This is a genomic window from Amycolatopsis sp. NPDC004169 (assembly GCF_040610315.1).
Taxonomy (GTDB): domain Bacteria; phylum Actinomycetota; class Actinomycetes; order Mycobacteriales; family Pseudonocardiaceae; genus Amycolatopsis.
The window spans coordinates 442122-458440 of sequence record NZ_JBEXMD010000001.1 but is presented as its reverse complement, the minus strand read 5'-3'; the positions used below and the strand labels follow the sequence as shown (position 1 = coordinate 458440).

Here is a 16319-nt window from a genome sequence, read left to right as displayed (position 1 = left end):
CGGCGGAGGATTCTGCCTCGCGAAGCAGTCACCTACCAGGGTCAAAAGACGGACGTAAAGCGAATGTCACCTAACGGCTTCCCTCGAGCAGCACCCGCGCGACGAGGCCGGGGTCGTCGTTCATCGGCACGTGCCCGCAGCCCGGCAGCAGCCGGAACACCCCGTCCGGCGCGACTTTCCGCAGGTCGGCGACGCGCGGCCGGGCGAGGATCCGGTCGCGCTCGGCCCACGCGATGGTCACCGGGACGCCGGTCACCGGGCCGGTGAAGCGGAAGTCCCCGCGCGACTGGGCGGCGGTGGGCTCGAAGCCGGGCGCGGTGGCGAGCGCGCGGGCGTCCTCGACGACGGCGTCCGGCGTCTGCCGCTCGGGCCGTCCGACGATCAGCCCGGTCAGGGCACGACGGCCGGACGCCGTGGCGGCGATGCGGCGCACGACGTGCGGTGGCGTGCGCTGGGCCAGGGCGCGGTGGGCCTTGAGCGTCGCGATCGCGTAGAGCTTCTGGCGGCGGGTCCACAGCCCGGCGGGCGACAACGCCGTGACGCTGCGGACCAGCCCGGCCTGCCCGAGGGCCAGCGACAGCAGCCCGCCGAGCGAGTTGCCGGCGACGTGCGGCCGGTCGAGCCCGAGATCGGTGAACAGCTCCTTGAACATCACCAGCGCGGGCTCGACGCCGTACCCGCGGGCCGGTTCGGGCGACTCGCCGAAGCCGGGCAGGTCGACGGCGATGACGTCACGATGGGCCGTGAGCAGCGGAAACACCGGCGCCCACGCCTGGCGGCGGTGGCCGATGCCGTGGATCAGCACCAGCGGCTCGCCCCGGCCCGCGCGGTCGTAGACAACGTCGTCCATCACCCGAGGGTAGCGGAAACCTACGACCAGCAGTAACAGTTACTTTGCGTCCACCTGGACCCTGGACCCGCTGTTGGCCGACCGCTGGACGGCGTCGAGGACCTGGTGCACGCGCAGGGCGTGCGCGAAGTCCGGCAGGTCGCCCTTGAGGTGCCGGGCGTAGGCGTGCGCCACGTTGTAGGACGGCTCGGCGCTGCGGCCGGCCAGCTGCGGCAGCTCGTACCGCGCGGGCACGGTCAGCTTCTCCAGCGTCCCGGTGCGGCTGCCGCGCAGCGTCAGTTTCGCGATCCAGAACAGCGGGTCCGCGGCCTCGACGACCAGCGTGCCCTCGGTGCCGTTGATCTCCCAGTGGAAGTTCGTGGCCGGCGACGTCCCGCCGCGCAGGTGCAGCGACGCGACGGCGCCGCCGGTCAGCACGCCGGTGACGGCGATCTGGTCCGGCGCGGTCATCTCGACGGAGTCACCGGTGACCTCGTCGCGCACCCGCGGCCGGACGGTCGCCATGGTCGCCGAGACCTCGGCGAAGCCGCCGAGGACCATGGCCACCGTGTCGGCGGTGTGCGCGAACGGGATGGTCAGCATGGTCGCCCCGCCCGCGGGGTGCAGCTGGTAGTCGCGGCCGGCCCGCACGCTCGGCCCCCAGTTCGCGCCCGAAGCGATGAGCGACGTCGAAAGCACGCGGCCGACGTAGCCGTCCTTGATGAGGTCACGCAGGTAGCGCAACGCCGGCGCCGATCGCCCCTGCAGGCCGACCGCGGTCGTCTTCCCCCGGCCGGCCTCGGCCAGCGCCTCGGTCTCGGCCAGGCTGACGCCCAGCGGCCACTCGCTCAGCACCTGCTTGCCCGCGGCCAGCGCGGGCTCGATCAGGGCCCGGTGCTCGGGCACCTTCACGGCCACCACGACGAGGTCGACCTCCGGGTTCCGGGCGAGCTCGCCGGCGTCGCCGAAGGTCAGCGGCACGCCGTACTTTTCGCCGGCCACCCGCGCCGTCTCCGCGCTGCTCCCGGCGAGCGCGCGGAGCTCGTAGCCGTCCACCGCAGCCAGCGCGGGCACGTGCGCGGTCGCGGCCCAGCCGCCGTTCGCGCTGAGCCCGACGATGCCGACCCGGACCGGTGCCATGAGCGTTCCTTCCGTTGCCTGTACAGAGTTCGACGTGCCGAGCGTCGTGCTCATTCCCGGGTCGACGCAAGCCGCATCCGGTTACGCCGGCATGACATCGGTCACCCGCGTGCCGCCGATCGGCTCCGTCCGGGTCGGCCGAGTGGCCGAGGAGGGCGGGCTCTTCGACCGAAGCGGCACCCCCGGCGAGATCCATAGCGTCGATGGCATGACGAACGCACAGCTCACAGCCCTGCAGTACGGCTTCATCGCCTTCCTCGCGCTGTGGACGGTGGTGCTGGTGCCGCAGCTGCTCACCCAGCTCGCCCGGCACGGCGGCCTGCGGCTGCGCGGCCTCGCCACCACGGCGGCGGTGCTGCTCTACGGCTGCATGACGCTCGCGGTCGTCTTCCTGCCGCTGCCCGGCCCCGGCACCCGCCGGCTGGCGCAGACCGTGCAGCTGCACCCGTTCCAGTGGATCGCCGACATCCACACCGAGCTGCTCAAGCACGGCGGGGACTGGTTCCTGACGCAGACGTTCCAGCAGGCGTGCCTGAACGTCCTGCTGTTCGTGCCGCTCGGCGTGTTCGCGCGGATCCTGTGGCGCCGCGGCCTGACGGGCACCGCGCTGATCGGCTTCACGGCGTCGCTGTTCATCGAGATCGCGCAGCTCACGGCCAACTTCGGGACGGCACCGTACGCCTACCGGATCTTCGACGTCGACGACCTCATGAACAACACGCTCGGAGCCGTGGTCGGCTGGGTGTTCGGGGCGCTGCTGCTGGCTCTCTCCCGGTCAACGGTCCACGTGGAGCCGGCCCGGAGCGAGCGGGTCCACCTCGCCCAGACGCGCTAGCCGGGCCTTCCGCTGCAGCGCGGCCCGCTTGGCGGCCCGCCGGTCTTCGAGGACGACGACGAGCGCGGCGACGGCCAGGACCAGCGCGACCAGCCCGAGGACGATCGGAAGCTGCACGAAATCCTCCTCGGTACGACGCTGTGCGGGAGATCACACAGGTTACGCAGGTCAGTACCGAATTCGCTACCCCATGCGACCACGCCGGGCCGCGAACCAGGCCCGGTCGGCGGTGAGCCAGCCGTCGAAGGCGAGATCGGCCGAGGTCAGAAGGTCGCCGAGGTCTTTGAAGTCGAGGCGGCGGCAGGTGAATTCCTGGTGCCAACGCCGGCCGCGCGCCGCGTACCGGACCGTGGCGGAGAGCAGATCGCCATCGCGGACGACGTCGGTCAGCTCGACCCCGACCTCCCCGAGCCGGCCGCCCTGCCCGGATTCGACGCGGTCGAACCACTCGGGCGGGTGCCACTGGACGATCAGCCGCCCGCCGGGCGCGAGGTGCCGGCTCGCGGCGGCGAGCATGGCGTGGCGGTCCGCGTCCTGGGCGGTGTTGACCAGGTGGCTGGCGAGCAGCACGGCGTCGAACGTGCGGCCGAGCCGGAGGTCGCCGATGCGGGCGCGGACGCTCTCGGCGCGGACGTGCGCGAGCATGGCCGCCGAGTCGTCCACCGCGACGACCTCGTGCCCCAGCTGGACGAGCGGGTGCGTGACCCGGCCGGCCCCGCTGCCGAGCTCGAGGACCGAGGCGCGCGGCGGGACCGCGGCGTGCACGATCTCGGCTTCGCCGTCGGGCGGGAGGAGCAGGTAGACGTCGACGGGAGAGCCGTCCGCGGTGACCTCCATGCCCCGAGCGTGCCGGAAACTGGAGCGGTGAGCACCCGACCCACGAAGGACCAGCTGGCCGCGGCGCACAACGCCACCATCCCCGACGTCATCGCCCCCGGCCTCGACGTCCTCTTCTGCGGCATCAACCCCGGCCTCTACTCCGGCGCGCTCGGGCAGCACTTCGCCCGACCCGGCAACCGCTTCTGGCCCACTCTCCACGGGGGCGGCTTCACCCCGCGGCGGTACGAGCCGAGCGAACAAGACAAGCTGCTCGACCTCGGTCTCGGCATCACGAACGTCGTCGCCCGGACCACCGCCCGCGCCGACGAACTCACCGACGACGAGCTCCGCGAAGGCGGGAAGATCCTCGCCGCCAAGGTCCTCGAGTACCGGCCGCGGTGGCTGGCCGTCGTCGGGATCACCGCCTACCGGACCGCGTTCGGGTTCCCGAAGGCGCGCGTCGGACGGCAGGACCACCGGATCGGGGACACCCACGTGTGGGTGCTGCCGAATCCGAGCGGGCTCAACGCGCACTGGACACCCGCCGGCCTGGCGGCCGAGTTCGCTCTGCTGCGGACCGCATCTCAGGACTGTCGAAATCGTTGAACGGACCGCGGGCCACCCTCAGTAGCGCCGACTGCCCCAACAGGTCCCATCCCGCCCGGCCGAGCCAGCTCTCCAAGATCCACTTCTACGGAAAGTTTGCTGTGACCGGCGGATTGGGCCATGAGGGGGATTTGGCGTCATGAGCTGCGCAATCGCGACTCGTACCAAGCAGGAGGAGTTGCTCCCGGCCGGTCCAAGCAGGGGGACCGGACGGTACCGGAGACGTCCGGCACCCCGGGAGCGACGGCGCAGAGACGGAGGCCCGCGATGCACGGCATCGAGCCCACCCGCAGGCCCGCGGGGCCCGCCGGAGCCGGGGGGCGCAGTCTCGGCGTGGCGGTCGTCGATCCGGTGCCGATCTTCCGCGACGGTCTCGCCGCGCTCGTGCACCGCAGCCAGGGGCTGCACTGGGCCGGGCAGGCCGCCAGCCACCACGCCGCCCTGCAGCTGTGCGAGCAGGTCAAGCCGGACGTCGTCGTCCTCGACTCGGCGCTGGACCCGAACTGCCACCTGACCAAGCTGCTCAACGCCGGCGACCCGGCGCTGATCCTGGTCACCCTGATCCGTGACACGAATCGCACGCAGCAGTACCTCGCGGCCGCGATCGCGGCAGGCGCGCACGCGATCGTCCCGCGGTCGATCGATTCACGACGGCTCGCCGAGGCGATCCGGCGGGCGCACAGCGAACGCCGGTACATCGACCCGGCGCTGGCCGCACTGACCGCCCGGCCGAAGCGCACGACCGCGCCGAAGGGCGACCTCGCGCACGACAGCCCGCCGTCGCCGCGGGGTGCGATGCCGCTGTCCAGGCGTGAGTACCAGGTGCTCCAGCTGGTCGCCGAAGGCCTCGAGAACTCTGCCATCGCGAAGCTGCTGTTCCTGTCGGTCGAAACCGTCCGGACCCACGTGAAGAGCATCCTGCGCAAGCTTTCGGCCCGGGACCGGACACACGCGGTGACGATCGCCTTCCGCAGCGGGATCCTCATCGCCCGGCCCGAAGACGGGTACGTCCCGGTGACGGCGGACACAACGGCGATCCCGGGCCACCGCTGACGGCCGTTCCCCAGGCAGAAGGCAACATTCGGGTGGATTTCCGGTACCCGGAAGTGCGGATCTGCTTGCCCTGGTTACCCGCAGGTAATATCCTGAAGTTACCGGCGAGTAAGGCGAACATGTGCCCGGCCGGGGAGCCGAACACATTGGAGTGACGATGGGCCACTACAAGAGCAACGTCCGAGACCTGGAGTTCAACCTCTTCGAGGTACTCGGCGTGCAGGAGCGCCTTGGCAAGGGCGTGCTCGCCGAATCCGACGAGGAGACCGCCCGCGGCGTGCTGTCCGAGCTGAACAAGCTCGCGACCGGGCCGCTCGCCGAGTCCTTCGCCGACGCGGACCGCAACCCGCCCGTGTACGACCCGAAGACCTTCAGCGTCAAGATCCCCGAGTCCTTCAAGAAGAGCTACCAGCAGCTCATCGAGGGCGAGTGGTGGCGCCTCGGCCTGACCAACGACCTCGGCGGCTTCGGTCTTCCCCCGACCGTCCAGTGGGCCGCCTCCGAGCTCATCCTCGGCGCGAACGCCCCGCTGTTCATGTACATGGCGGGCCCGAACTTCGCCATGATCGTGAACAAGAACGGCACCGAAGAGCAGAAGCACTGGGCCCAGATCATGATCGACCGGCAGTGGGGCGCCACCATGGTGCTGACCGAGCCGGACGCCGGTTCCGACGTCGGCGCGGGCCGCACCAAGGCCACCAAGCAGGAGGACGGCTCCTGGCACATCGACGGTGTGAAGCGGTTCATCACCTCGGCCGAGCACGACATGAGCGAAAACATCATGCACCTGGTGCTCGCTCGCCCCGAAGGTCCCGGCATCGAGACCAAGCCGGGCACCAAGGGCCTGTCGCTGTTCCTCGTGCCGAAGTTCCACTTCGACTCGAAGACCGGTGAGCTGGGCGAGCGCAACGGCGCTTACGTCACAGGAGTCGAGCACAAGATGGGCATCAAGGCCTCGACGACGTGCGAGCTGACCTTCGGCCAGCACGGCACCCCGGCCAAGGGCTGGCTGCTCGGCGAGGTGCACGACGGCATCGCGCAGATGTTCCAGGTCATCGAGTACGCCCGGATGATGGTCGGCACGAAGGCCATCGCGACGCTGTCGACCGGCTACCTCAACGCGCTCGAGTACGCCAAGGAGCGCGTCCAGGGCGCCGACCTGCCGAACATGCTGAACAAGACCGCCCCGCGCGTCACCATCACGCACCACCCGGACGTCCGCCGCTCGCTGATGCTGCAGAAGGCGTACGCCGAGGGCCTGCGCGCGGTGTACCTCTACACCGCGTCGTTCCAGGACCAGCTGTGGACCGGCGAGGGCGACCAGAAGCTCGCGCACGGCGTCAACGACCTGCTGCTGCCGATCGTCAAGGGTGTCGGCTCCGAGCGCGCCACCGAGCAGCTCGTGCAGTCGCTGCAGACCCTCGGCGGGTCCGGCTTCCTGCAGGACTACCCGATCGAGCAGTACATCCGCGACGCGAAGATCGACTCGCTGTACGAGGGCACCACGGCCATCCAGTCGCTGGACTTCTTCTTCCGGAAGATCGTCCGCGACAAGGGCCAGTCGCTCGCCTACGTCGCCGGTGAGATCACCAAGTTCATCGAGTCCGAGGCGGGCAACGGCCGGCTCAAGAACGAGCGGGCGCTGCTCAAGCAGGCCCTCGAAGACACCCAGGGCATGCTGGGCTCGCTGATCGGCTACTTGACGGCGTCGCAGGAGGACACGCAGAGCATCAACAAGGTCGGCCAGCACACGGTCCGCCTGCTGATGTCGGTCGGCGACCTGCTCATCGGCTGGCAGCTGCTCAAGCACGCCGAGGTCGCCATCGGCAAGCTCGACGCGGGCGCGTCCGCCAAGGACACCCCGTTCTACGAGGGCAAGATCGCCGTGGCGTCGTTCTTCGCGAAGCAGGTGCTGCCGGAGCTGACCGCCCGCCGCGCCATCGTGGAGGCCGCCGACAACGCGCTCATGGAGCTCGACGAAGCTGCATTCTGATCAAAGCGTTCCGCCGAAAGGCCCCTTTCCCGACCGGGAGGGGGCCTTTCGGCGTTTCGGGCCGGTGAAGCCGGGGAATTCCGTCTGCGAGCTCGCGGGACCGAGTGGCCGGCCCCGCGACCACCGAGAGGAGAAAGTGATGACTGTCGCCGGCATCATCAGCGCCATCATCGTCGGGCTGATCATCGGCGTTCTGGGCCGGCTGGTCGCTCCCGGCAAGCAGAACATCCCGATCTGGCTGACCATCGTGATCGGTATCATCGCCGCCTTCATCGGCACGGCCATCGCGCGTGGTCTCGGCTACGCCGACACGAACGGCATCGACTGGCTGGAGATCCTCACCCAGGTCGTGCTGGCCGCGATCGGAGTCAGCATCGCCGCGGGCGCCTATGGCCGTCGTGGTGTAACCAGGTAACGCTTTCCCAGCTTGCGGCCCGGCCGGTCCACCTTCGGGTGAACCGGCCGGGCCTTTTCGCGGCTATCGCCGGGCCGACGCGCGGGCGAGCGCGACGGCGAACCCGGCGCCCACCACCAGCAGCGCGGCCGCCCAGGTCATCGTCGTGGTGATGGCGTGCGCGGACGAATCGACGGCGAGCGTCAGGAAGAGGCTCCCGAACGTGGCCACCCCGACGACCTGGCCGAGCTGCAGCGTCGTCGTGAGCAGGCCGCTGGCGTCCGCCGCGCGTTCGAGCGGGACGTGCGTGAGGGCGTGCGCCATCAGGGACCCGAACGCCAGGCCCATCGAGAGGCCGAACAGCAGGAGCGCGGCGAAGAACAGCGTGCCGCCCTTTCCGCCGTCCTTCAGGCTCAGGCCCAGGAGTGCGTACGCGATCGCCGACCCGGCGTAACCGCACGGCGTCAACGCCGCGTGGACGCGTTGCGGCAGCTTGGGCCAGAAGAACCCGCAGATGCCGAAGACCACGCCGCCGGGGGCCATGGTGAGGCCGGCCGCCAGTGCCGTCTCGCCGAGGCCGGCCTGCAGGTGCAGCGCCACGCAGAACAGGAACCCGCCGTAGGACGCCACGCCGGTGGCCAGCGCGGCCAGCCCCGGCGCGACCCCGCGGATCTTCAGGACGCGGAGGTCGACCAGCGGGTCGCGCACCCGGCGTTCGACGACCACGAACAGCACCGCCAGCAGCACGCCCGCCGCGAGGGAGCCGAACGTCCACGCCGGCCAGCCGGTTTCGTGCCCGAGGACGAGCGGGAGGACGACGAGCACCACGGCGGGCACGGCGAGCGCGAGACCGGCGAGGTCGAGACGGCGGCCCGCCCGCGCGGCGCCGCCGGGCACGAGCTTGACGGCGAGCGCGGCCACCAGTGCCCCGATCGGCACGTTGACGAGGAAGATCGGCCGCCAGCCCGCCCCGAAGAGGTCCGCGCCGACGAGCACCCCGCCGAGCACCTGGCCGGACACGAACGCGACCGAGATGACCGCGGTGTACGCGCTGAGCGCCCTGGCCCGCGCGGGGCCGGTGAACTGCGCCTGGATGACGCTGAGGACCTGCGGCATCATCAGCGCGGCGCCGGCGCCCTGTGCGATCCGCGCGACGACCAGCGTCGCCGGGTCCGGCGCGAAGCCGCAGAGCAGCGAGCAGACGGTGAAGGCGAGGACGCCGGCGACGAACAGCCGTCGCCGCCCGAACAGCTCGCCGAGCCGGGCGCCGGTGATCAGCAGCATCGCGTAGCCCACGGTGTAGCCGGAAACGACCAGCTGCAGCGCGGCGCCGGACGCGTGCAGGTCGGTGCGGATGTCGGTCATGGCGACGTTCACGACGGTGACGTCGAGCAGCGCCATGAACTGGCCGAGGAGCAGGACGGCCAGCATGAACCACGGCCGCGCGGCCCGGTCCGGGACGGCCGGGGCTTCGGTGGTCAGAGTCATGGCTCCGACCTTGGGGTTCTTCGTTCTTTCCCGGAGAGAGCCTGGCGGTGCTGGTACTGGCAGCACCTGCTTCGCCGAAAATTGTCGTACCCCTCGGGCACCATGGTCCGCATGACGTCGACGCAGGTCCACACCAGCCGCCGGGAGGAACTCGGCCAGTTCCTCAAGGCGTGCCGCGCGCGGATCGGCCCGGAGGAGGTCGGGCTGCCGCCCGGGGTTCGCCGTCGCACGAGCGGGTTGCGGCGGGAGGAGGTCGCGCTGCTCGCCGGCGTCGGCGTCACCTGGTACACGTGGCTGGAGCAGGGGCGGCCGATCAACGCGAGCGCGCAGGTGCTCGACGCCGTGGCGCGCACGCTGGGGATGGACCACCCCGAGCGGGAGCACCTGTACCGGCTGGCGGAGCTGACGCCGTCGCGGCTGCCGTCGACGGCCGAGGAGGTGCCGGAGGCGGTGCGCGAGGTGCTGCGCGCGCTGGATCCGCTGCCGGCCACGGTGGTCAACGGCCGGTTCGACATCCTCGAGTCGAACGCGGCGCAGGAGGAGCTGTTCTGGGAGTGGCACAGCCTGCCGTGCCTGCACAAGAACCTGCTGTGGTGCTGCGTCACCGAGCCGAACGCGCGGCGGATGCTGCTGAACTACGACGAAGAGGTGCCGCACATGGTCGCGCGGATGCGCGCCGAATACGGCAGGCACGTCGGTGACCCGTCGTGGGACGAGGACATCCGGCGGCTGTCCGCGCTGAGCCCCGAGTTCGCGCAGCTGTGGGCGCGCCACGAGGTGGCGGAGCCGCGGCCGCGGCTGCGGGAGTTCCAGCACCCGCGGGCGGGCCGGATGCGCCTGCGGCTGACCGAGCTGGCGGTCTCCGAGGCGCCGGGGCTGCGTATCCAGGTGTCCACTCCGGACGACGCGTCGACGTGGGCATTGCTGCCCTTGACCCGGTTGGCGGCGTCATGACGGCACTGGATCTGAGCGGTCAGGGGCTGACGTCGGTGCCCTCGGTGCCGTCCGGGGTCACGCACCTCGACCTGTACCGGAACTCGATTTCGGAGGTGCCCCGGTCGCTGTGGTCGCTGACCGGGTTGCGCGTGCTGAACCTGGCGGCGAACCGGATTTCCTCGCTGCCGCCGGGGATCTCGGCGCTGACGTCGTTGCACACGCTCGACCTGGGGCACAACCGGTTCGAGTCGCTGCCGGACGAGCTGGGCGAGCTGGCCGGGCTCACCGAGTACCTGTACGTCAGCGACAACCGGCTGGCGAAGTTCCCGGGAGCCTGGTGCCGGCTGGGCCGCTTGCGGTACCTGGGGTGCACGGACAACCGGCTGACGTCGCTGCCGCCGGACCTCTCGGGGTTCGCCGCGCTGCGGGAACTCCGGTTGTACCGCAACGAACTGACGGAGCTGCCGGAGTCGATCGGCGCTCTGGGTGCGTTGCGGGAGCTGCACTTGCGCGGCAACCGGCTGACGTCGCTGCCTTCGTCGATCGGGTTGCTGGGTGAGCTGCGTCAGCTGGATCTGCGGGAGAACGCGTTGACGACGTTGCCGGCGTCGCTCGCTCAGCTGTCCAAACTGGACAAGCTGGATCTGCGGTGGAACAAGCAGCTCCGGGAGCCGGCGTGGCTGCGCGAGTTCGAGGAGGCGGGGTGCATGGTCCTTCGCTGACAACTCAACAGAGGATCGTCGGACGCGGGCCGTAGGTCGCGGTGTGCGACGTCCGCCGGAGCTCGGTACCGCTCCCGAGGTCGTAGAGCACGCGCGTGTCGGTCACGCTGAAGCCGGACGTCCCGATCGACGGACGGCACTCGCCCGCCCCACCGGAGCCGAACTGGATGGGCGGCGGGTCGCCGGGGACCTGGGCGCCGGTCTGGCCCTCGACGCGGAAGTGCCGGGTGCCCCAGATCCGGACGGTCACCGAGCCGCCGGAGACGCTGGCCTGGATGGCGATGCCGGTCGCCGAGTCGTTGGTCAGCTTGAGCTCGACGGGGCTGCCGTCGGCGTTGACGGCCTTGGCGTCGCGGCCGGCGGGGTAGCGGTCGAGGTAGTGGTCGTGCTCGAGGTGGCCGGCGTCGGCCAGGCCGGCGAGGTAGGCGGCGTTGTACAAAGTGGACGCCAGCTGGGAGACGCCGCCGCCGACCACGTCCGGGCCGGTGCCGTCTTCGTCGACCGGGGCGGGCACGTAGCCGGCGTCGGCGGTGCGCGGGCCGGAGCGGCCGCCGAGGCTGAACGTCTCGCCGGGCTTGACGATGGTGCCGGACACGCGGGCGGCGAGCGTGCGGTTGTTCGTCTCGGCCGGGCCGGTCAGGCCGGAGGTGGTGAACTCGCCGACGACCTCCTTGATGCCGAGCGCGCTGGCGGCGTCGGTGGTCACGCTGGGCGACGACGCGCTGTAGACGACGGGGAGGTCCCGCCCGTCGGCCTTCTTGAGCACGTCGATCAGGGGGAGGAAGGTCTTCTCCCAGTTCACCTTGCGGGCGTCCTCGGAGGGCTCGACCGTCGGCTGGTCGCCGGTGAAGACGATCTGGGCGTCCTTGCCGTCGGTCTCGGTGCTCGCGAGCGGGTCCCGGAGCGCGGCCTGCAGCTTGCCCTGGTCGATGCGGACCTCGAGGGCACCGCCGTCGACCGCGGCGAACTGGAACGAGGACGCGATCGTGGCGGGCTTCAGCGGGACGTCCTTGCCTTCCCCGTGCACGACGACGGGCTTCGCGACGGCGGGCACGACGATCTGCTGGCAGGCAGCCTCCACCCCGGCCGCGGTCGCCCGCACGGGCTCGACAGCCATGGCCAGCTTGACCCCGCCGGGGTCGAGCCAGTGGTCGGTGACGGTGTGCACGGCGCCGGCCAGATCGGTGAGCTGCTGGCCCTGCCGCGGCAGGACGGGGTAGGCGGTGACGCCGCCGTCGCTGCCCGCGACGGGGGTGAACCCGACCGAGCCTTCGGTGGCGGGGTGGTTCAGCTTGCCGTCGGCCAGCTCGCGCACGGCCTGCGTGATCTGGTTCTGGTCGGTCCGCGTGGCAACGCCGACCTCCCGGCTGGTGAAGAAGGACATGATCCGGGTGATCGGGCTGAGCGGCTGGTGCCCGGCGAGCCCGAGGGTGTTCGGCCAGTCGAGCCCGAGCCCGGATCGCGAGGGCACGAGTTCGGCCTGCACATCCCCACCGTGGACGACGACGGGCCGGATCAGCCGCGGTTCGAGCTCCTTCCGCAGCTTGGCCTCGGCCTCGGCGTGGCTGAGCCCGCCGACATCGATCCCGGCGACGGTGACCCCGCGCGGCACGTCCCCCGCGCTGACGGCGAGATCGATCGCGTAGAGGATGACGAAGAGGCCGAGAGCGATCCCGATGGACATCATGGTCCGGGCGACGCCCTTGCGCAGTTTCCGCGCGGGAGTCTCCGGAGCGGGTGGCGGCGCGGGGTGTTCGAGGAGTTCGCCGAGCAGGTCGTCGGAGAAGATTTCGGCAGCCGGAGGGGGAACAACGGGCGGCCAGGCTGGCACGACATCGGTGGCGGCATCGGCCACCGGCGACTCGGCAGCAGCCGCCGGGGCTTCGGCTGCCGTGGGCCATCCGGGCGCCACGCCACCGACCGGCTCCGCAGGCTCCGGCTCGGCAGGTGGCGGAGACGCGTCGGCGACAACACCTTCGGCCACGGCCGACGGCTCGGCGGTCGGCAGCTCTCTCTCGGCCTCGGGCCACACCTCGGCAGCCGTTGCTTCGGCCGTCTCGGGTGCGAGTTCGCGGACGTCCGCGCCTTCGCCTGCCTCTTCGTCTGCCACGCGCCTGCCTTCCGCGGGACCCGACCTACAGGTAGAGCCCCGTCCCGTGCTCGGTGCGCTCGGTCGCCACCGCGTGGATGTCGCGTTCGCGCATCACCAGGTGCCCCTCGCCCTGGATCTCGACCTCGAGCTGGTCCTCCGGGTTGAAGAGCACGCGGTCGCCGGTCTTGACGTTCCGCACACTGTTGCCCACGCCCAGTACATCACCCCACGCCAGCCGGCGTGCCACCTGCGCCGTTGCGGGGATCACGATGCCGCCGCTGCTGCGGCGCTCGCCCTCTTCCGGGGACAGCCGCACGAGGACCCGGTCGTGCAGCATCTGGATTTCGAGTTTCGGCCCGTCAGACACGGCCTGCATGTTACTCGCCGGTCCGCGGTGCACCGGCCATGACCAGGTTCAATTCACGCTCGCCGCCGTCCTCGACGCGGACCGGGACGCCCCAGTCCTGCCGGGTGATCCGGCACGCCGGGTGCTCGCCGCCGTCATCGCAGCTCGCGGCCTGGGCCACCACCTGCAGCACACCCTCCGTCACGCCGTCGGCCAAGCGGATCTTGCGGGTCAGGTCCGTTCCCGTCCCGCCGCCGTCGGCCAGCAGCGACGGCGGGGATGCGCTGATCTCCAGCCGCGTCGACGGGCCGAAGCGGTCGTCCAGTTTCTCGCCCGGCGGGGCCGTGAACACCACCGAAAAGTCGATCTCGCCCGGCGCGAGCACGGTCGGCGGGCGGCGGACCGCGTGCGCGTCGCCGGTGACCAGCGTCGGCTCGGCCGCCGTGAGCGGGGTGAGCCGGTTGCCCGCGGACTCGACGACCAGCAGCTCGCCGTCGTGCAGCAGCAGGCCCTGCGGCTCGGCGAGGCCGGTGGCGAGCGTGGTCACCCGGCGGGTGAACACGTCGAAGCTGCGGACCGCGCCGTTGTAGGTGTCGGCGATCGCGATCTTGTCGCCGGGCAGCACGGCCAAGCCCAGCGGGTGCTGGAGCAGCGCCTCGTCGGCCGGGCCGTCGGTGTGGCCGAAGGAGAAGAGGTCGACGCCGATCGCCGTCTGCACCTTGAACGACTCGCCGTCGGGCTCGATCCAGCGCAGCGCCGACGTCTCCGCGTCGACCAGCCACAGCTTGTCGCCGTCCACGGCCAGGCCGGACGTCTGCGCGAAGAACGCTTCGCCGACGTCGCCGTCGCGAAGGCCTTCGACCGTCGTGCCGGCGAAGCGGCGGATCGTGCCGCCGACCGGGTCGAACACGCCCAGCGTGTGGTTGCCGGCCATGGCGACGACGATCCCGCCTGCCGGGCCCCACCAGACGACGTCCCACGGGCTGGTGAGGTCGACCTCGGTGGCCTTGCCGGCGTCCGGCCCGCTGCGCCACTGGGCGCCGGTGCCCGCGACCGTCGTCACCTCGCCGGTGATCAGGTCCAGGCCGCGCAGCCGGTGCCCGGCCGTGTCGGCGACGACGGCGTGGTAGCCGACGCGCTCGGCGATGTCGTACGGCAGGAGCGCGATGCCGGACGGCTCGGTGAAGGTCGCGATGTCGAACGGGCCGTCCTGGCCACCGCGGGCGCCGCTGCCGAAGCGGCGGATGACGGTCTCGCCGTCGGACGCGAACTCGACGATCGCGTGGTGCCCGGTGTCGGCGACCAGCACGCGGCCCTCGGCGGTGGCGACGGCCTTGCTCGGGAACCGCAGCTCACCGGGCTGCTCCTCGACCGGCACGTACGGGCTGCCGCCGCGGCGGAGCGTCCCCTTCGCCTCGTGCTTCGCGACGAGGTCCGCGATGACGCGGCGAAGCGCCTCTTCGTGCCCTTCGCCCGCGGCGACGTGCACCACGTACCCCTCGGGGTCGACGACGACCAGCGTCGGCCACGCGCGGACCGCGTACTGCGACCACAGCTCCATCGCGGGGTCGTTGACCACCGGGTGGTGCACCTCGTAGCGGCGGACCGCGGCTTCGATCGAGGCGCGCTCGCCCTCGTGCAGGAACTTCGGCGAGTGGACACCGATGGTGACCAGCACGTCCGCGAACTCGGCCTCCAGCGGCCGCAGCTCGTCGAGAACGTGGAGGCAGTTGATGCAGCCGCTGGTCCAGAAGTCCAGCAGCACGACGCGGCCACGCAGCTCGGCGAGGGTGATCGGGCGGCCGCCGGTGTTCAGCCAGACGTCGCCGCGCAGCTCGGGGGCGCGCACGCGGCTCTGCGGTCGTGGAGAAGTCACGGCATGAGTGAACTACACGCGTTCACGCTCTGTTCCGCGGTCCGCCCGATGAGAGAACAAACTCACCCCTTGTGGGTGGTCGAAAAAGGACGGGCGTGCGCGTGAACGGCCGCTTAGGCTCAGGTCATGACCCCAGTCCAACCGGCCGGCGCCCTCACTCCGGAGGAGGCGCGGCACCTGCAGGAGAACCTCCGGGAACCCGTGCGTCCCGGACTGAGCGAAACCGAGCTCGACGACGTCGAGCGCCGGTTCGGCTTCCGCTTCGCCGAGGACCACCGGACGTTCCTGTCCGCGGGCGTCCCGATCGGCGACCGCTGGCCCGACTGGCGCTGCGGCAACGCCGAGCAGCTGCGCAAACGTTTGGCCTGGCCCGTCGACGGCGTCCTGTACGACGTCGAGCACAACGGCTTCTGGCTGCCCGAGTGGGGCACGCGCCCGGTCGGGCCGGAGGACGCGGTGCGCGAGGCCCGCCACCGCCTGGCCGACGTGCCCCAGCTGGTGCCGGTGTGCGGCCACCGGTACCTGCCCGGCCTGCCGGGCACGGTCGGCTACCCGGTGCTGTCGGTGTACCAGACGGACATCATCGTCTACGGCAGCGACCTGCGCGATTACCTGCACCGCGAGTTCGCGACGGGCGGCATCAGCACGGCCCCGCCGGACGGCCCGCGCTACATCCCGTTCTGGTCCCGCTTCATCGACTAGCCTCGGCGGCCCGCTTCAGCCGGGCCAGCGTGGCTGCGATGTTGGCGGTGTTGGCCTGTTCGCGGTCCCAGACGCCGGTCACGGCGGAGGACGCGACTTTGAACCAGGCGGGCCGCCGTTCCCACATGCTTTCGACGACGACGCAGCCATCGCCGACGGGCGCGAAGTCGTACTGCCAGCGCGCGACGGGCAACCCGGCGAACGAGGTGACTTCGAAGCCGAACCGGCACCCGGGCTCGGCGTCGGTGATGGTGGAGAGGGTGCTCCAGCGCCGGAAGCCACGTTGGTTCCGCCCGCGGAACCTGGCCCCGACGGCGGGCCCTTCGACGCGGCCGGCCCAGCGGAAACCGGCGTACTCCTCGGCTAGGCCAGCGAGTTCGCCGGGGTCGCTGACCAGGGCGTAGACGGCTTCGGGCGCTGCGCCGATCTGGATCTGGCCGGTGGCGTCCGGCGGCGTCACGGGGGTCTTCACATACCGAGGGTATGTC

General features: G+C 71.3%; 17 protein-coding genes. 8 read left to right on the top strand and 9 right to left on the bottom strand.

Features of this window, described 5'->3' with window-relative positions; translation table 11 throughout:
• Positions 1-70: 70 nt before the first annotated feature.
• Positions 71-850 carry an alpha/beta fold hydrolase gene (locus ABZX11_RS02200; protein WP_176173984.1) on the bottom strand — a complete coding sequence of 260 codons (780 nt, stop codon included), beginning with the start codon at positions 848-850 and terminating at the stop codon, positions 71-73.
• Positions 851-889: 39 nt separating this feature from the next.
• Positions 890-1969 carry a Gfo/Idh/MocA family oxidoreductase gene (locus ABZX11_RS02195; RefSeq protein WP_354909051.1) on the bottom strand — a complete coding sequence of 360 codons (1080 nt, stop codon included), beginning with the start codon at positions 1967-1969 and terminating at the stop codon, positions 890-892.
• A gap of 208 nt (positions 1970-2177) precedes the next feature.
• Between ABZX11_RS02195 and ABZX11_RS02190 the strand changes: the two genes are divergently transcribed.
• Positions 2178-2804 carry a VanZ family protein gene (locus ABZX11_RS02190; RefSeq protein ID WP_176173982.1) on the top strand — a complete coding sequence of 209 codons (627 nt, stop codon included), beginning with the start codon at positions 2178-2180 and terminating at the stop codon, positions 2802-2804.
• Here the strand turns inward: ABZX11_RS02190 and ABZX11_RS02185 are convergent.
• Both ABZX11_RS02185 and ABZX11_RS02180 read right to left on the bottom strand, forming a co-directional pair.
• The gene (locus tag ABZX11_RS02185; protein ID WP_003058066.1) at positions 2745-2921 is read right to left on the bottom strand and encodes a hypothetical protein; all 177 of its coding nucleotides are present in this window, start codon (positions 2919-2921) and stop codon (positions 2745-2747) included. The two genes, ABZX11_RS02190 and ABZX11_RS02185, sit on opposite strands and share 60 nt — an antisense overlap.
• A gap of 66 nt (positions 2922-2987) precedes the next feature.
• Positions 2988-3641 carry a class I SAM-dependent methyltransferase gene (locus tag ABZX11_RS02180; protein WP_354909047.1) on the bottom strand — a complete coding sequence of 218 codons (654 nt, stop codon included), beginning with the start codon at positions 3639-3641 and terminating at the stop codon, positions 2988-2990.
• Between the two features lie 27 nt (positions 3642-3668).
• On the opposite strand from ABZX11_RS02180, the gene mug reads away from it, so the two are divergent.
• From mug to ABZX11_RS02160, 4 genes are all read left to right on the top strand, one after another.
• Positions 3669-4229, top strand: coding sequence for a G/U mismatch-specific DNA glycosylase (gene mug, locus ABZX11_RS02175; protein ID WP_354909045.1), 561 nt, complete (start codon positions 3669-3671; stop codon positions 4227-4229).
• Between the two features lie 267 nt (positions 4230-4496).
• Entirely contained in the window at positions 4497-5282 is a 786-nt protein-coding gene (locus ABZX11_RS02170; RefSeq protein ID WP_176173978.1) for a response regulator transcription factor, read from the top strand.
• 157 nt (positions 5283-5439) lie between these two features.
• A complete protein-coding gene (locus ABZX11_RS02165) occupies positions 5440-7275 on the top strand; it encodes an acyl-CoA dehydrogenase (protein ID WP_354909042.1) in 1836 nt (611 codons plus the stop codon).
• A gap of 139 nt (positions 7276-7414) precedes the next feature.
• Positions 7415-7690 (top strand): GlsB/YeaQ/YmgE family stress response membrane protein, encoded by a 276-nt coding sequence (locus ABZX11_RS02160; protein ID WP_176173976.1) that lies wholly within the window; start codon positions 7415-7417, stop codon positions 7688-7690.
• 63 nt (positions 7691-7753) lie between these two features.
• Here the strand turns inward: ABZX11_RS02160 and ABZX11_RS02155 are convergent, their stop codons facing one another.
• A complete protein-coding gene (locus tag ABZX11_RS02155; protein WP_354909040.1) occupies positions 7754-9157 on the bottom strand; it encodes an MFS transporter in 1404 nt (467 codons plus the stop codon).
• A 111-nt stretch (positions 9158-9268) separates the two neighbouring features.
• Here ABZX11_RS02155 and ABZX11_RS02150 point away from each other — a divergent pair, with 111 nt between their 5' ends.
• Together ABZX11_RS02150 and ABZX11_RS02145 are read left to right on the top strand one after the other, a co-directional pair.
• Positions 9269-10111, top strand: coding sequence for a helix-turn-helix transcriptional regulator (locus tag ABZX11_RS02150; RefSeq protein ID WP_354909038.1), 843 nt, complete (start codon positions 9269-9271; stop codon positions 10109-10111).
• Positions 10108-10815, top strand: a complete 708-nt coding sequence (locus tag ABZX11_RS02145) for a leucine-rich repeat domain-containing protein (protein ID WP_354909036.1) — start codon at positions 10108-10110, stop codon at positions 10813-10815. Before ABZX11_RS02150 ends, ABZX11_RS02145 begins: the two co-directional genes overlap by 4 nt.
• A gap of 4 nt (positions 10816-10819) precedes the next feature.
• On the opposite strand, the gene ABZX11_RS02140 is transcribed toward ABZX11_RS02145, so the two are convergent.
• From ABZX11_RS02140 to ABZX11_RS02130, 3 genes are all read right to left on the bottom strand, one after another.
• Positions 10820-12823 carry a VanW family protein gene (locus ABZX11_RS02140; protein ID WP_354909213.1) on the bottom strand — a complete coding sequence of 668 codons (2004 nt, stop codon included), beginning with the start codon at positions 12821-12823 and terminating at the stop codon, positions 10820-10822.
• Between the two features lie 127 nt (positions 12824-12950).
• Positions 12951-13283: a co-chaperone GroES gene (locus ABZX11_RS02135; RefSeq protein ID WP_013230909.1), complete on the bottom strand. Its 333-nt coding sequence runs from the start codon at positions 13281-13283 to the stop codon at positions 12951-12953.
• Position 13284: 1 nt separating this feature from the next.
• The gene (locus ABZX11_RS02130) at positions 13285-15102 is read right to left on the bottom strand and encodes an NHL domain-containing thioredoxin family protein (RefSeq protein ID WP_354909210.1); all 1818 of its coding nucleotides are present in this window, start codon (positions 15100-15102) and stop codon (positions 13285-13287) included.
• Between the two features lie 153 nt (positions 15103-15255).
• Between ABZX11_RS02130 and ABZX11_RS02125 the strand changes: the two genes are divergently transcribed.
• Positions 15256-15831, top strand: a complete 576-nt coding sequence (locus ABZX11_RS02125) for a hypothetical protein (RefSeq protein ID WP_354909033.1) — start codon at positions 15256-15258, stop codon at positions 15829-15831.
• On the opposite strand, the gene ABZX11_RS02120 is transcribed toward ABZX11_RS02125, so the two are convergent.
• The gene (locus tag ABZX11_RS02120; protein ID WP_354909207.1) at positions 15821-16291 is read right to left on the bottom strand and encodes an SRPBCC family protein; all 471 of its coding nucleotides are present in this window, start codon (positions 16289-16291) and stop codon (positions 15821-15823) included. The two genes, ABZX11_RS02125 and ABZX11_RS02120, sit on opposite strands and share 11 nt — an antisense overlap.
• Positions 16292-16319: the final 28 nt, after the last annotated feature.

Excerpts from the sequence above, each read along its gene's own strand:
- ABZX11_RS02200 (WP_176173984.1), bottom strand. The coding sequence starts at position 850 with ATGGACGACGTTGTCTACGACCGCGCGGGCCGGGGCGAGCCGCTGGTG.
- ABZX11_RS02195 (WP_354909051.1), bottom strand. The coding sequence starts at position 1,969 with ATGGCACCGGTCCGGGTCGGCATCGTCGGGCTCAGCGCGAACGGCGGC.
- ABZX11_RS02190 (WP_176173982.1), top strand. The coding sequence starts at position 2,178 with ATGACGAACGCACAGCTCACAGCCCTGCAGTACGGCTTCATCGCCTTC.
- ABZX11_RS02180 (WP_354909047.1), bottom strand. The coding sequence starts at position 3,641 with ATGGAGGTCACCGCGGACGGCTCTCCCGTCGACGTCTACCTGCTCCTC.
- ABZX11_RS02170 (WP_176173978.1), top strand. The coding sequence starts at position 4,497 with ATGCACGGCATCGAGCCCACCCGCAGGCCCGCGGGGCCCGCCGGAGCC.
- ABZX11_RS02165 (WP_354909042.1), top strand. The coding sequence starts at position 5,440 with ATGGGCCACTACAAGAGCAACGTCCGAGACCTGGAGTTCAACCTCTTC.
- ABZX11_RS02160 (WP_176173976.1), top strand. The coding sequence starts at position 7,415 with ATGACTGTCGCCGGCATCATCAGCGCCATCATCGTCGGGCTGATCATC.
- ABZX11_RS02155 (WP_354909040.1), bottom strand. The coding sequence starts at position 9,157 with ATGACTCTGACCACCGAAGCCCCGGCCGTCCCGGACCGGGCCGCGCGG.
- ABZX11_RS02150 (WP_354909038.1), top strand. The coding sequence starts at position 9,269 with ATGACGTCGACGCAGGTCCACACCAGCCGCCGGGAGGAACTCGGCCAG.
- ABZX11_RS02145 (WP_354909036.1), top strand. The coding sequence starts at position 10,108 with ATGACGGCACTGGATCTGAGCGGTCAGGGGCTGACGTCGGTGCCCTCG.
- ABZX11_RS02135 (WP_013230909.1), bottom strand. The coding sequence starts at position 13,283 with ATGCAGGCCGTGTCTGACGGGCCGAAACTCGAAATCCAGATGCTGCAC.
- ABZX11_RS02125 (WP_354909033.1), top strand. The coding sequence starts at position 15,256 with ATGACCCCAGTCCAACCGGCCGGCGCCCTCACTCCGGAGGAGGCGCGG.